Below are 14,899 nucleotides of genomic sequence, written 5' to 3' on the forward strand. Positions count from 1 at the left end.
AGCTCTTACATTAGAGCATCAACAAATTCATCTGAGTTAAATCTCTCAAGATCGTCAATACCCTCTCCAACTCCCACATATTTAACCGGAATGTTAAGTTCCGATACAATGGCAACAGCAATTCCTCCCTTAGCGGTTCCATCAAGTTTAGTAAGCACAATGCCCGTAAGCTGTGCAGCCTCTCCAAACTCTCTTGCCTGCATGATCGCATTCTGCCCTGTAGTTCCATCCAAAACGATAAAGTTTTCGCGCCAGATTCCAGGCAGTTCTTTATCAATGATCCTGTTCATCTTGGCCAGTTCTTCCATAAGGTTCTTTTTATTATGAAGTCTTCCGGCTGTATCAACTATCAGAATATCGCAGCCTCTTGCCTTAAAGGCAGATGCTGCATCATATATAACGCTTGCAGGGTCAGCTCCTTCTTTTCCTGTAATAATAGGAGTATCTGCCCTTTTTGCCCATTCCTGAAGCTGTTCGGTTGCCGCTGCTCTATAAGTATCAGCTGCAGCTATCAAGACTTTCTTACCTTTATTTTTGAAAATAGAAGCAAGTTTTCCAACTGATGTTGTCTTTCCTACTCCATTTACACCGATAACAAAGATAATTGTCTTTTTATCTTCAAAGTCATAAGCATGCTCATCAGTACTCATCTGATCTCTTAATATCTGATTCAAAAGCTGCCTGCATGCATTGGGGTCAGAAATTCTTTTTTCTTTTACCTGATTACGAAGTTCATCCATGATTCTGCTGGTGGCGTTAACACCGATATCAGCCATTATCAGAGTCTCTTCAAGCTCTTCATAGAAATCCTCGTCAATGCTTGAAAAACCGGAAAAAACATTGTCAAAACCTTTAGCAATATTGTCTCTGGTCTTGGATAATCCCTGTTGCAGTTTTGCAAAAAAGTTATTTGCCATTAATTCGTAAGCTCCTTATCAATGAGGTTTACACTTACAAGAGTAGATACGCCCTTCTCCTGCATGGTAATACCGTATAATCTATCAGCACTTTCCATTGTACCACGACGATGAGTAATTACAATAAACTGTGTACTTGAAAGCTTGTGGAGATATTTAGCAAAACGAACAACGTTATTCTCATCAAGGGCCGCTTCAATCTCATCCAAAAGACAGAATGGTGAAGGCTTTAGGTTCTGAATGGCAAAAAGAAGTGCTATAGCTGTAAGAGCCTTCTCTCCACCGGACATCTGCATCATGTTTACCAGTTTCTTTCCCGGTGGCTGTGCATTGATCCTGATTCCTGCCTCCAAAACATCCTCATCCTCAGCAAGTTCAAGAGATCCTTTTCCACCTCCGAACATTTCCTTAAATACCTGATCAAACTCTGTATTGATCTTGTGGAACTGTTCGATAAACTGCTTTCTCATAGATTCATCAAGGTCTTTGATGATCTCTTTGAGTTGCCTCTCTGCTTCTATAAGGTCATCATGCTGAGTCTTCATGAACGTATATCTCTCCATGAGGTTTTTATAATCCTCGATGGCATTGACGTTTACATCACCAAGTTTTCTGATGGAATCCTTAAGAGAATTGGTCTCTTTTCTCATAGCAGGAACATCCGTCATATTCTCATCACGAAGCTGGGCCGCATCAGATAAGGTTATCTCGTACTCATTCCACATGTAGTTAATATGTGACTCGATAGCCTCCTGGCATTTCTCCTTCTTTGAGCCCAATCTGATAACTTCCTTATCAAGATCTGATATCTGTTTGTTGAGTTCTTCAGTCTTTCCAAAGAATTCTTTCTGTGAAACAGAAAGCTCGTTCTTTTCTTCTTTCTTTTGTTCAAGTTCTTTATTAGCATCAGACTGAACATCAACAGAAGCCTCGATAGTAAGTCTAATCTCTTCGATGTCTTTTTTGTTCTGCTCAAGATTTCTAACATTTTCCTCCATGGAATCTATAATTTCCTGAAGTCCTTTTTCAAGAGCTGTTATATCCGCTTCTACACGATTTAAATTCTGCTGCTGGAATTCATGCTTTTGAGCAATCTTCTCATATTCAATATCGAGCTTTGAAACCTTTTCATTTTCAGTTTCCTCGATCTCATGAAGTCCTTCCAGTTCCTTCTGATATTTCTCTACTTTTTCTGTAGACTCTTTTTCTGTATTCTCTGAAGACTCAAGAAGTGCTTCTGCCTTAGCTTTTTCATCGGCGATTTCCAAAAGCTTACTCTCTATCTCGTCACTTTCAGCCTTAAGGTCGCTGTAGCCGGCCTTCTGTTCAGCCTGTCTTGCCTCTTCATTCTCAACATTAAGTCTTGCAGTATTCTGAGCGATGAACTTGCCCTGTAGCTCTGTTCTAAGTTCTTCAGCAAGAGTTCTAAGTTCATTTCTCTTTGTTCTGCACTCCTCAATCTCACTCTTAAGATCATCAATATTTTGCTTGTACTTTTTGACGTTGGCTTCCATTTCATCCATCTCACGTCTCCTACCAAGGAGATTTGAGTTGTTTTTGAAAGCACCACCACTGATAGCACCGCCGGGAACAAGAAGTTCACCCTCAAGAGTTACCATACGTACTGTATAATTATACTTTCTGGCAATCTTAACAGCGTTGTCAATGTTGTCTACGGCAACAATTCTTCCAAGCATTGCCTTTGCAACCTGTCTGTACTTAGGATCTGTATCAACAAGTTCATCAGCCATACCAAGAACACCCTTTTCATTCAGTGCCTCTTTAGCTTTGAGTTCAGGCGGATTATCAAGTGCTGTAAGTGGTAAAAATGTTGCTCTTCCTGCTCTTGTCTCTTTCAGGTAGGCAATCATTTTCTTGGCTGTTTCTTCATCGTCAGTAACAATATTCTGAATGTTACCACCAAGAGCAACTTCGATAGCCGTCTCATACTTTGGCTGTGTTTTGATAATATCGGCTACAACACCTATGATTCCTGGCGTTGTATCCTTCTTCTCCATTACCTTTTTAACGCTTCCGCCGTATCCCTCATATCTCTCTGTAATGTTGGCCAAAGCTTCAAGTCTTGATTTTTCCTGCTGATATAGCTCCTGAACTTTTCTAAGCTCAGTATCTTTCAAAGACATGGTCTCACGCATCTCTTTTACGTCTTCTTCAGCCTGTTTCTGCTTTTTGTTCATTTCAGAAATCTCTGAAGTTATGCGGTCGAACTCATCTCTAAGTTTCTTAATAGTCTCTTCCTGCTTGGACTCATCAGATCTGGCTCTTACAAGTTTTCCTGTAAGCTCTGCCTTTCTGATGTTGACCTGCTCTTTCATGGTGTTAAGAGAACTGAGCTTTGACTTGATCGTTGCTCGTGTATTCAGGGTTTCGATGATATCGCTCTTGCAGCTCTCTACTTCATCATTTATGTTGGATATCTGTGTAAGAACTCTTTCCAGCTCTTTTCTGGCAGCATCACGCTTCTGTGAAAGTTCTTCTACATCCTTATCAATGCTTTCTTTTTCAGAAAGATATGTCTCTTTTTCTTTATTCTTTTCTTCAATTTTTGCCTGCTCATCCTTGATACGGGATTTAAAATGAGCATCATTAGTTGTGGCAGATTTTATCTTTTCATTTAAGATACCGATCTGGCCTTCAAGCTTTTCTTTTTTAACAGAAGAATCTGTAATCCTTGCTCTGGCTTCATCAATCTCACGGTCCAAAATTTCAAGTTTTTTCTGAATGCCTTCGTATTCTTCCTTGGCTTTTTCATAAGATTCTTTTGCCTTATCAAGAGATTCTGTAGCAATGCCGAGATTTTTCTCTGCATCCTCAAGCTGCTGTCTCTGGCTCTTATTCTCAACAAGGAACATATTTACGTCCAAGGTTTTGAGGCGCTCTCTGAGTTTTAAATACTCCTTGGCTACTTCAGACTGTTTCTCTAAAGGTCCTATCTGTTTTTCAAGCTCAGATAAGATATCAGAAAGACGAGTCAGATTTATCTTCTCTTCCTCAAGCTTTTTGATAGCGGTCTCTTTACGGGACTTAAACTTAACAATACCTGCGGCCTCATCAAAAAGATTACGCCTGTCCTCAGGTTTACTTGAAAGGATCTGATCGATCTGGCCCTGTCCGATGATAGAGTATCCCTCTTTACCGATACCTGTATCCATAAACAGCTCATTAACGTCCTTTAGACGACACGCGGAGCCATTTATCATATATTCACTTTCTCCCGAACGATAAAGTCTTCTTGAAACAGTGACCTCATCGTAGTCTATAGCAAGGGAATGATCAGAATTATCAAGTGTGATGGCAACATAAGCATAGCCCAAGGGCTTACGAAGCTCAGTTCCCGAAAAGATAACATCCTGCATGGATCCACCACGCAGCTGTTTAATACGCTGTTCACCAAGAACCCACCTGACAGCATCAGCTACATTACTTTTACCTGAGCCGTTAGGTCCTACAATTCCGGTGATACCATTATGAAAATCAAATTTTATCTTATTTGCAAACGACTTAAAGCCGTGGATCTCAATACTTTTTAAATACATTACTTGCTTTTCTTTAATTCAAGAATTGCCTTGTAAGCAGCCTTCTGCTCAGCTGCTTTTTTGGTTTTTCCTGACCCCTCTCCAAAATTCTTATCTCCCACAAAAACGCGGACATCAAATATTTTATCATGTTCAGGGCCACTTTCGCCACAAATTTCATATCGAATTTGTCCCAGATTCTGTCCCTGCACAATCTCCTGAAGAATAGATTTGCTATCGCTAAACATCTGCATGCTCTCTTCATTTGTAAGAACATATGAGTAAATAAATCTCTTGGACTCTTCTATTCCACCATCCAAAAACAGTGCACCGATCACTGCCTCAACCATATCAGCAATGATTGATTCCTTATTTCTGCCCCCAGTGGCTTCTTCACCTTTTCCAAGCTGCATGTAGTGTCTTATATCAAGTTTTTCTGCGTCAAAAGCCAGAGCCGGTTCACATACAAGAGAAGCTCTGATCTTGGACATTTCGCCCTCTTTTTTATCCGGATATTTTTTGAAAAGATACTCACTTGATAGCATTTCAAGAACAGCATCTCCCAAAAACTCAAGGCGCTCATAATCCGGCTTTTTATTGATCTTTTGTTCATTGACAAAAGAGCTGTGTGTAAAAGCCTGGATCAAAAGTGATTTATCCTTAAAAGTATATCCAATAGTATTTTCAAATTTTGAAATATCTGACTCTGATAACATAAAAAACCTCGATTACTTAAATTAAAATGAGGCAGTCATAAAGCTGCCTCACCATAGTCTGTTATTTATTTACAGCTTATTTTGTAGAAAGTGCGCTTTTAAGAAGCTCTACAGCCTCACCAACAGTAGTGATATTCTCTGTCTTTTCAGGATCGATCTGAACATCAAATTCATCCTCAAGACCCATAATGATCTGGAAAAGATCAAGTGAGTCAGCACCAAGATCCTCTGTAAAAGTTGTATCCATCTTGATTTCCTCAGGATCAACATTTAAAACGCCTGCAATAACTTCTTTCATTTTTTCAAATTCCATAATATTCGACCTTCCTTAACCGTCAAAGTAATAATTTATTTAGTCAACGCTTTTAACCTTCATCTGAAAGCTTAGCACTGATCTTTTCACTTATTTTCTGTTCTGTGAATGTTACACACTGCAAGATTGAATTCTTGACCTCAATATCATTGGCACTTCCATGAGTCTTAACTACAAGACCCTTAAGACCAAGCATTGGAGCTCCGCCGTATTTATCCATGCTGTAATCTGAAAGAGACTTCTTAAGGTCATCCTTTATAAGGAGTGCACCAATCTTTGTTTTAAGATTGCTCATAAGACTCTTTTTGATAACATGCATCATGGACTTGGCAACGCCTTCATACATCTTAAGGATAACGTTACCTGTGAAAGCCTCACAAACGATAATATCAGCAAATCCAGCAGGAATATCTCTTGCCTCGATACTTCCAATAAAGTTTATATCAGGACAGTTCTTAAGAAGTGGGAATGTCTCTTTTACAAGTGCATTGCCTTTCTCCTCTTCTGCGCCGATATTAACAATGGCAACTGTTGGATTCTTAATTCCCATTACATTTTCCATGTAGACAGTTCCCATTTTTGCAAATTGAACCAGATGATTAGATCTGGCATCTACATTGGCACCGCAATCTATCAACAGAGAATTGCCCTTCTCTGTAGGGATAAGAGGAGCAAGTGGTGCTCTGTCAACTCCCTTAAGTCTTCCAACAATGACCTGTCCGCCTACGAGTGTGGCGCCAGTACTTCCTGCAGAAACATAGGCATCAGCCTCGCCATGGTTGACCATATACATAGCCTTTACGATAGAAGAATCTTTCTTTTTTCTGATAGCCATTACCGGAGGTTCAGCCATTTCGATAACTTCAGTTGCATCTACAACTTCAATCTTATCTTTGTCATATTCATAAGCAGAAAGTTCTTTTTCTACAATATCCTTTTTTCCAACGAGAAAAACCTTGAGATTCTGTGACTCTTTAACAGCGTCTACAGCACCCTTAACTGTAACAAACGGAGCGTTATCTCCTCCCATTGCATCAACAGCAACCCTTACAAGTTCTGCCATAAAATTACCCCCATATCAAAATTGACTTCTTATAATATACAAGAGTACTAATCAAAAATCAATAGAATAAAACATTGATTTTTAGGGCAAAAAAAGGGCTTCCCAAATAAATTGGAAAGCCTTAAATTTCAGAACATATGAGGTTCCACTTAATTATCAAGCCTCAACTTCAACAATGCTCTTCTTGTTATAATAGCCGCACTTCTTACATGCGCAATGTGGCTGCATAAGAGCTCCACAGTGGCTGCACTTTACAAGAGTTGGAGCTGTCATTTTCCAGTTAGCTCTTCTCTGATCTCTGTGGCCTTTTGATGACTTATTCTTTGGGCAGATTGACATTTGAGTAACACCTCCTTACAGTAACCGTATAAGAAACTGCCTTAACAAGGCAATTGTTTACGTTTATTCATTAGCATACTTGAATATTGTACTCATCGCAGCGTTATTTGTCAACAGTTTTTTTATCTGTTGCAATTCTGAGAGTATTTCTTGGGGGATATTCCTACAGACTTGGTAAATGCCTTAAGGAAATTGCTATAGTCGCTAAAGCCGCATTTCTCGCAAACGTCGCTCACACCTATTCCCTCTGCAAGCAGAGACTTGGCAATAGAAATACGTCTGGCTGTCATATATTTATTTATAGTTGTCCCGGTCGCAGACTTAAAGATCCTGCATATATATGACTCACTAATATAAAACTGTTTAGAAAGATCTCCAATGCTTATCGGGTACTGGATATTATTGTTAAGGTAAGAAAGAATGGCATCTACCTGTTCATTATATGTAGATGGCCTGTCTTCTACCTTGTCGCTGTTTTTCTCATTAACTATCTGATTTATCAAGACGAACAGTTCAGTAAAAGTCGCCCTCTCAAGCAGGTCATGTCCGTATCCGTTACTTGTAAGTATTTTGTTTACAAAGTAAAGAAAACGGCTCTGCTGTTCACTTGTAAGGCTTATCTTATGGGAAAACTTTTCATTTCTCTCCTGGAAACATGCATCAAGATTAGTTTCCTTTGAAGATATCTCTTTCATATAATCAGGATCGATCATGATAACGATCCTCTCATGCTTTTCCTTCTCGATCTGAGTCAGATAGTGAGAGTCATACTGATTTATCAGGAAAAGATCTCCCGGGGCAATATCATAGACCTTATTATCAATAAGGAACTGTTTTCCTCCTGAAATGGAAAAATACACCTCATAGCAGTCATGAATATGCATTTCCATTGCCTTCTCATCTTTATACAAGTGAGCAATGCTAAAGTATTTGTTTTCAATACTGGAGGCCATGGCCTCTTTACATGAATTTAACTCTTTCATTTCTTCCCTATTATCAGCTTTTTTCTATATTATCCCAAGCAAAAGACATAGTATATCATACAATTTCACTTCAGTATTTTCAAGTTTTTTGTTGTGTTTATTTAATAACAAGAAAATATAGTTTAACGATTAACATCAAAAGCAATAAAAAAAGAAGCGGTGAAAATATCACCACTTCTTTTTTTCAATCTTTTATAAATTCATTATTTGCAGAGCGCTACTGTATCACGAGCAATTGCAAGTTCTTCATTTGTAGGAACGATCATAAGTGTAACCTTGCTGTCAGCACCTGAGAAGATCTTGTCCTCACCGTGAGCCTTGTTTGCTTCCTCATCAATAGTTGCGCCGAGGAATGAAAGTCTCTTGCAGATAAGGTTACGAACAAATCCGCTGTTCTCGCCCACACCTGCTGTGAAGCAAATAGCATCAACTCTTCCCAAAGCAGCTGTGTAAGCACCGATGTACTTAACTACTCTGTATACAAATGCATCAACCGCTCTCTTAGCACCTGCATGACCCTCTTCATATCCCTTCTGAAGGTCTCTGAAATCAGATGAAAGCTCGTCTGAAAGTCCGAATACACCTGACTTTTTATTTAAAAGATTTGTAACATCTGCTACTGTAGAATTCTCTTTCTTCATGATGAACTCTACAACTGAAGGATCTATATCACCACTTCTTGTTCCCATGATAAGTCCCTCAAGTGGAGTAAGTCCCATAGATGTATCTATACATTTTCCGCCATCTACGGCTGAAATTGAAGCGCCATTTCCAAGGTGGCAAACGATAAGTTTAAGGTCTTTTGCATCCTTTCCAAGGATCTTGGCAGCTCTTTTGCTTACATATGAATGGCTTGTGCCGTGAAAACCATATCTTCTGATTCCGTATTTCTCATAGTAAGAATATGGAAGGCCGTAAAGATAAGCCTCCTCAGGCATTGTCTGATGGAATGCTGTGTCGAACACTGCAACCATAGGTACTGAAGGCATAGCCTTCTGACATGCTCTGATACCGATAAGGTTTGCAGGATTGTGAAGAGGTGCAAGATCAGATACTTCCTCAATTGCCTTGATAACCTCATCATTGATAACAACAGACTTAGTGAACTTCTCTCCGCCATGAACAATACGATGTCCAACAGCTCCTATCTCATCAAGAGAAACTACACCATTTTCGCTATTTGTAAGTGCCTCGATAACAAGCTCGATTGCTCTGTTATGATCAGGCATTGGAGTAACCTTAGTAATTTTGTCCTTGCCAGCTGGAGTATAAACAATCTGGCTTCCGTCAATTCCGATTCTTTCGCAAAGTCCCTTGCAGATAACAGCTTCTGAATCTGAATCAATAAGCTGGAATTTAAGTGATGAACTTCCGCAGTTAATAACTAAAATTTTCATATTTGACCTCTTTTCAAAATATTTCTGAAATCTACATATAATAGTAACTTCAGTTCATTTTTTATTCTTTGAGCAGAATCAAAAAATCTTCCATGAATATGATACTTATATTATAATTCTTGTACAAGGAAAAAATTGTACAAAAATTTGAATATAGTTGTTACCTATAGAATTATATTATCAGGATATCGTTAATGAAGACAATCGGGATCATCGCAGAATTCAATCCTTTTCATAAGGGTCATGAATATCTCATAAATCAGTGTAAAAAGAAATTAAATGCTGACTACTGCGTAGTAGTCATGAGCGGAGACTTTGTAGAAAGAGGCGCTCCCTCTATCATCAGCAAATTTGACAGAGCAAAAATGGCCCTTAGCTGTGGAGCTGATGTCGTATTGGAACTTCCAATCTATTACAGCCTGGGAAGTGCTGAATTTTTCGCTTCCGGTGCTATCTCTCTGTTAGATAAGCTTGGCATTGTGGACTATTTGTGCTTTGGAAGTGAAGACCCGGATCTTGATTCCTTAAGCATGATAGCAGATGTTTTGGCAAAAGAGCCGGATGCTTATAAAGAAGCTCTTGCAAAGCGCCTAAAGCAAGGCGCATCCTACCCTGTTTCAAGGAAGGAAGCCTTAAAAGAATATTTCAATCAGGATAACGCAAATTTCCCTGTTGCGTTTGATATTTTAGATAATCCAAATAACATTTTAGCTATAGAATATCTAAAAGCCTTAAAGCGATCAAACAGCAAAATAGCTCCTTACACAATAAAAAGAGAAGGTGCAGATTATCACAGCGTTGAAATAGCCAAAATATCAAGTGCCCAGGGCATAAGGAACAGCATTCTTTCAGATAGAGGCAAGAGCTCTTCTGTCCTTAAGGATCAGATTCCGGACGCTGCGCTTGTTTATTTCACTAAGTATCAGGGAAGATTCCTTGATTCCAATGACTTCTCCGATCTTTTGTATTACAAACTGATCTCAGAACAAAATAGCGGCTATACAAAATACCTTGATGTAAATGAAGATCTTTCAAATCGCATTTTTGCAAATCTCGAAAGCTTCACTGATATTGATTCATTTTGTGACTGTTTAAAAACCAAGAACCTTACATATACCAGAATAAGCAGATGTCTCTTCCACATTCTCCTTAACATAACAAAAGAGAACATGGAAAGCTATAAAAGAAACGGTTTCACTGCCTATGGGAGGATTCTCGGATCCCGGAAAGAATCGTCAGCTCTTTTGGCAAGTCTCAGAGAAAATGCTACTCTTCCAATGCTGTACAGATTAAAGGATGCGCAAAAGACACTCTCACCTCTTGAGCTTTCTCTTTTTAATGAGACTCTTTCAGGCACCTCAGTTTATAACCGCATTGCTGGGAACAATACTGGATCTGAATATAGATTAAAACCTGTAATTCTTTAATTTTCTTTTAATTGAAGTCAAAAGGTTATCGTGATAACATTAAATTATATACGTGATTTACTTTTTGATTGTTCTTTGGAGGACTCATGGGAATTACAAAACTTGAAAAAGGGCAGTTTCTTCATAAAGCGGACCAGGACATTGTAAGCAGTGTTGAAGTCGTGGTAAAGGGAAGTATACAGATTTCAAATGCTTACTCTTCCATCATATGCAATGTAGGTGGTTTTATAGGTATTGTCGAAAATCCCGGTACACCCTACGCTTACAATTATGAAGCCCTTGAAGAAACCACTGTTTATTCCTATACCTTCAATTCACCTGATGATCTTCCCAAAATCATCAAGTCCAATCCCAAAATCGCCCCTATTCTTGCAGCTCAGTCATCTGAAATTGCAGCCAAATCCTGCGCTGCCTATGAAAAACAATTCGATGATGCGCTTCAGGAATATGAACAGATCATGGCTGACTACGCAGATTACCCAAGTCTTTGCATAAAAGTCGGCGAAATAGCCAAAACATTCCTTGAACTTGATGAACTAATCCCACCCGAAAAATCTGAAAAAGTACCAAACTGGGTAATTGACTTTAGCAACAGTTTAAAAGAAAACGAAGCTGTACTAAAGAAGTCTTTTTATGGCCTAAATATAGAAATCGCGACAGGAATAATAATGACAACTTACACTATATATAAGACCATTTCAGACCAGGTTCTTATTCTTAATGAATACAGGAAGGTCTTAAAAAAGAAAACATCATCCTTTGCTTCTACCATGAAGGTGATAAAAGCAAAGCTTGCAGATATGGAGCGCGCCGAGACTGAAGGCAGCGAAGGCAGCGTAACTATAGTAAATGCTCTTAATACCATTCTTGTATATTCAGGAGTAAGCAGCGAGATCGCCAGTAAATTCGAAGAACAAATCTCGTCCTTTAAATCAACCAATAACCGCTATGATTCCTCTGACGAAGCAAGGGCGCTTCGCAGAAATATAAGCACATCTTTTTACGAAGTATTTACTCCTGCTTTCTTAAGAAGTCTTACGGATGAAGAGCTTCCTATCGAAGTTAAAATGTTTTTCATGTTCGGCTTTGTTGATGAAGAGTTGGCCGGTGCCAAAAACACAACTATTCTCTACAACATGGCAAAGGCCTATATTCCTGATGAAAAGGGAAATGTTCTGACCATTTATGAGTGGCTTAAAAAAATCTACATGTTAGAGGTTGATCCATCCAAAAACGAATTTGATCAGGACTGGCCCTCCTATCTTAGAGAACAAAAGTCTACAGGGGCTATAAATCAGGCACAGCTTGAAGCTATGCAAAATAACCCTCAAAAGAGGCTTGAATTTGAGATTCATAATCTTTTCTCTCTTGGTAATAGAATGACATTTGGACGAATCTCATCTTTCGTTCCTGTTTTTGATGAGCAAAACGTACTTAGACCGCTTGATATGGCCTATCAGACTGCCGCCAAAGTAAACGGCTATTTTGATATGATCCGTGGCATCGACTACGGCGTATTCTGCAGACAGGCTCTTTTCTCCAACACAGAGATTGGTGTTCCGCAAGTCTTTTTTGCAGATGACATAACTCCGTATATGATCCTTATGCCAAATGTTGGTAGCAGAGCCAGCCTCTGGCAGGAAATAGATGGCAAAAACAGGCGCACAAAGGCCAGAATGCTTGTTTCAATCTTTAATACTGAAAATACTGAGGAGACCATGATAAAGCTCTTTGGCGAGTTCAGATGGGAAATGTGCAAGACTGAGCAGGGAGTCCACTGGAACGATGTAACAGACCCTTCTCTTACCTCCATGTACTGCGATTATTTACAGTTCTATAAAAAGAATTCAGCTCTTTCTACTGAAAACAAAGAAAAACTAAGAACTGATCTAAAGAAATTCAGCAACAATTATAAAAATGTATTTATCGCCGACTACCTTTCCTATGTAAAGTTTGAAGCTGCCGGATCTCCAAGACTTAATAAAGTTACAAGAGAAATTCTTTTTACCTTCTGCCCTTTTGCAAAGGCTGTGCGAGAAAAAAATGCAGACAATCCGCAGTATAAGGATCTGTTTAGCCACTACTCAGTACGAATAAATAACACAGCCAAGCCAATACTTAACATAATTGCCAAGCTTAAAAAAGAGGGAATTGATATTCCTGAAGAACTCACGAACCAGATAGAATATTTGAAAAAATAAAAACCTATACTGTCCAAAAGGCAGTATAGGTTTAATTAAATCTTATGATGCTTTTCTTTCACCGATCATTGAATCAACTGACAATATAGAAATGATCATATCTCCGATCTTTCCTACTCCGCTGACAACAGAAGCATCGTTCTTTATGAACTGTGAAGGCTGCTCAATATCTTTTGAAGATATATCAAGTACCTCATTAACTTCATCAACAACAATTCCTAAAAGGTTATCCTCTCCGATGTTGAGGATGATAATACGTGAACTATTTGTAAAACAGTCATCGTCATAGTTCATTCTGCGGCGAAGACTCATTACAGGAATTATTTCTCCACGAAGGTTGATCACTCCTCTGTAATACTTTGGAGAACTTGGCACCTGTGTTATTTTAGGCATCTGTATGATATTATTCACGCTCTTAACATCAATGGCGTATACTTCTTTGTTGATTTTGAAAATGATATATTTTGACTCATTTTCATTTGCATTATAAACGGCAAGTTCAGACATTTTGTACTCCTTATGCTATAAGTGATTCAACATCAAGGACAAGTGCTACTGCGTCATCCAATATTGTTGCGCCACTAAAAAAACGGTTTTCGTTATCGAGAATTCCCATAGACTTTTTATCAATGTCCTCCTGTCCAAAGAGTTCATCGACAACAAGGCCAAGATATGTATCTTTATACATACAAATAACAACGTTAATATTTAATGATTCCTTCCTGGCTTCCTCAAGGTTAAAAAGCTTGTCCATGTAAACAAGAGGAATAACCTGGCCTCTAAGATATATAACATCCTCAAAATTAACAGTGCTGATCTCAGAAACAGATACATTTTCTATAGATAAAACTGATGAAAGGGGAATCGCGATCTTTTCATCTCTGACTCCTGCAATCAAAGCCTGTGAATTCTTCATATTCTCAGTTACAATTTGACTTAATTCCATTTGATTACCTCCCTAAATAGTTCACTCCAAGAGCAATATACTAAATGCATAATTATTTATAGTCAATAGTATACTTTTTTTCATAAAAAATGATTCCCGGTGCAATTTACTTACACCAGGAATCATCTGTGTTTCAGAAGATTATTCATCGATACAACAAATAATGTTCACCGTTTTTTCACTTTTTCAGATACTCATTTTCTACTTTTTCAATACATTCACGACATGAAACAGCCACATCCGGAGTTGTATCTTCAAGAGTCGCCTGAATGAATGGTTTATTATCAAGGGCAAACTTCACGATACTTGAATAATCAAGTTCTCCTAGGCCACATCCCATGCTCTTTACACCATTTTCTGTAAGAACGCAGTCCTTTAGATGAATCATGCAGATATCTTTTCCTAAAAGATCATGAGCTTCTTCAAACACTTCATATCTTCTGTCGTAATTATCTGTCCAGAGAAGATTAACAGGATCATAAATGATCTGAAGGTTTGGAGATCCAACTCTGTCAAGAACCTCTCTTGCTCTCTGTGGGCTGTAAACTATATGTCTGTAAACAGGCTCGATTGCAACGATAACGCCCATTTTTTCAGCATATTCTACAACCGGTCTTAAATTAGTGATAAAGGTTTCCAAAGCCTCTTTTGAATGGCAGGCCTCTTTATCATAAGAATAATTTACGTTTGGTGCTCCCGTCTCAGTTCCGACCATTCCACAGCCAAGAAGTGAAGCAAAACGGATATGCGCCATATATTTCTCCTGAATTGCAGAAAGCTGCACAGAATCAGGATTGGCAAGGTTGAGGTAACACCCAAGAACAGCCACATCAAGGTCAGCTCTTCTAAAAGCATCTCTCAAGTACATTGCATATCCCGGTGTAAGGGCCATTGGGTCTGCAGTAAAGCCCGGCACCTTGGAAAGAGCAATATGAACACACGAAAACCCCTGCTTTTTTATTTCTGTGAGTCTCTCTTCAAAAGGGAGCTCTACAGTATCATGAAATCTAATACCAATCTGCATCATTTTAAGTAACCTCCAATAATTGCAAAACTCATAT

General features: G+C 38.7%; 13 protein-coding genes. 2 read left to right on the forward strand and 11 right to left on the reverse strand.

Features of this window, described 5'->3' with window-relative positions; genetic code table 11:
• Positions 1-5: 5 nt before the first annotated feature.
• The 8 genes from ftsY to E7303_RS02305 form a co-directional block, all read right to left on the reverse strand.
• Positions 6-917 carry a signal recognition particle-docking protein FtsY gene (gene ftsY / locus E7303_RS02270; protein ID WP_022773556.1) on the reverse strand — a complete coding sequence of 304 codons (912 nt, stop codon included), beginning with the start codon at positions 915-917 and terminating at the stop codon, positions 6-8.
• A complete protein-coding gene (gene smc, locus E7303_RS02275; RefSeq protein WP_292143647.1) occupies positions 917-4,474 on the reverse strand; it encodes a chromosome segregation protein SMC in 3,558 nt (1,185 codons plus the stop codon). Before smc ends, ftsY begins: the two co-directional genes overlap by 1 nt.
• The gene (gene rnc, locus E7303_RS02280) at positions 4,474-5,169 is read right to left on the reverse strand and encodes a ribonuclease III (protein ID WP_022773553.1); all 696 of its coding nucleotides are present in this window, start codon (positions 5,167-5,169) and stop codon (positions 4,474-4,476) included. The genes smc and rnc overlap by 1 nt, the downstream gene beginning before the upstream one ends.
• Before the next feature lie 76 nt (positions 5,170-5,245).
• Entirely contained in the window at positions 5,246-5,482 is a 237-nt protein-coding gene (gene acpP / locus E7303_RS02285; RefSeq protein ID WP_022773552.1) for an acyl carrier protein, read from the reverse strand.
• 52 nt (positions 5,483-5,534) lie between these two features.
• A complete protein-coding gene (gene plsX / locus E7303_RS02290; protein WP_022773551.1) occupies positions 5,535-6,545 on the reverse strand; it encodes a phosphate acyltransferase PlsX in 1,011 nt (336 codons plus the stop codon).
• A 156-nt stretch (positions 6,546-6,701) separates the two neighbouring features.
• Positions 6,702-6,884, reverse strand: coding sequence for a 50S ribosomal protein L32 (gene rpmF / locus E7303_RS02295; RefSeq protein ID WP_022773549.1), 183 nt, complete (start codon positions 6,882-6,884; stop codon positions 6,702-6,704).
• A gap of 122 nt (positions 6,885-7,006) precedes the next feature.
• Entirely contained in the window at positions 7,007-7,867 is an 861-nt protein-coding gene (locus E7303_RS02300) for an AraC family transcriptional regulator (protein ID WP_292143648.1), read from the reverse strand.
• A 203-nt stretch (positions 7,868-8,070) separates the two neighbouring features.
• Complete coding sequence (locus E7303_RS02305; protein WP_292143649.1) at positions 8,071-9,264, reverse strand: acetate/propionate family kinase; 1,194 nt, start codon at positions 9,262-9,264, stop codon at positions 8,071-8,073.
• Between the two features lie 194 nt (positions 9,265-9,458).
• On the opposite strand from E7303_RS02305, the gene E7303_RS02310 reads away from it, so the two are divergent.
• Together E7303_RS02310 and E7303_RS02315 are read left to right on the forward strand one after the other, a co-directional pair.
• The gene (locus E7303_RS02310; RefSeq protein WP_292143650.1) at positions 9,459-10,691 is read left to right on the forward strand and encodes a nucleotidyltransferase; all 1,233 of its coding nucleotides are present in this window, start codon (positions 9,459-9,461) and stop codon (positions 10,689-10,691) included.
• Between the two features lie 86 nt (positions 10,692-10,777).
• Positions 10,778-12,892 (forward strand): hypothetical protein, encoded by a 2,115-nt coding sequence (locus E7303_RS02315; protein WP_292143651.1) that lies wholly within the window; start codon positions 10,778-10,780, stop codon positions 12,890-12,892.
• 42 nt (positions 12,893-12,934) lie between these two features.
• Here the strand turns inward: E7303_RS02315 and E7303_RS02320 are convergent, their stop codons facing one another.
• The 3 genes from E7303_RS02320 to E7303_RS02330 all read right to left on the reverse strand — a co-directional run bounded on the left by E7303_RS02320 (position 12,935) and on the right by E7303_RS02330 (position 14,865).
• Positions 12,935-13,399 (reverse strand): chemotaxis protein CheW, encoded by a 465-nt coding sequence (locus E7303_RS02320; protein WP_292143652.1) that lies wholly within the window; start codon positions 13,397-13,399, stop codon positions 12,935-12,937.
• A gap of 10 nt (positions 13,400-13,409) precedes the next feature.
• Positions 13,410-13,838, reverse strand: coding sequence for a chemotaxis protein CheW (locus E7303_RS02325; protein WP_292143653.1), 429 nt, complete (start codon positions 13,836-13,838; stop codon positions 13,410-13,412).
• 178 nt (positions 13,839-14,016) lie between these two features.
• Positions 14,017-14,865 (reverse strand): sugar phosphate isomerase/epimerase family protein, encoded by an 849-nt coding sequence (locus E7303_RS02330; protein WP_330601604.1) that lies wholly within the window; start codon positions 14,863-14,865, stop codon positions 14,017-14,019.
• Positions 14,866-14,899 lie beyond the last annotated feature (34 nt).

Origin of the sequence: Butyrivibrio sp., assembly GCF_015056685.1 — a bacterium.
Classification (GTDB): Bacteria; Bacillota; Clostridia; order Lachnospirales; family Lachnospiraceae; genus Butyrivibrio.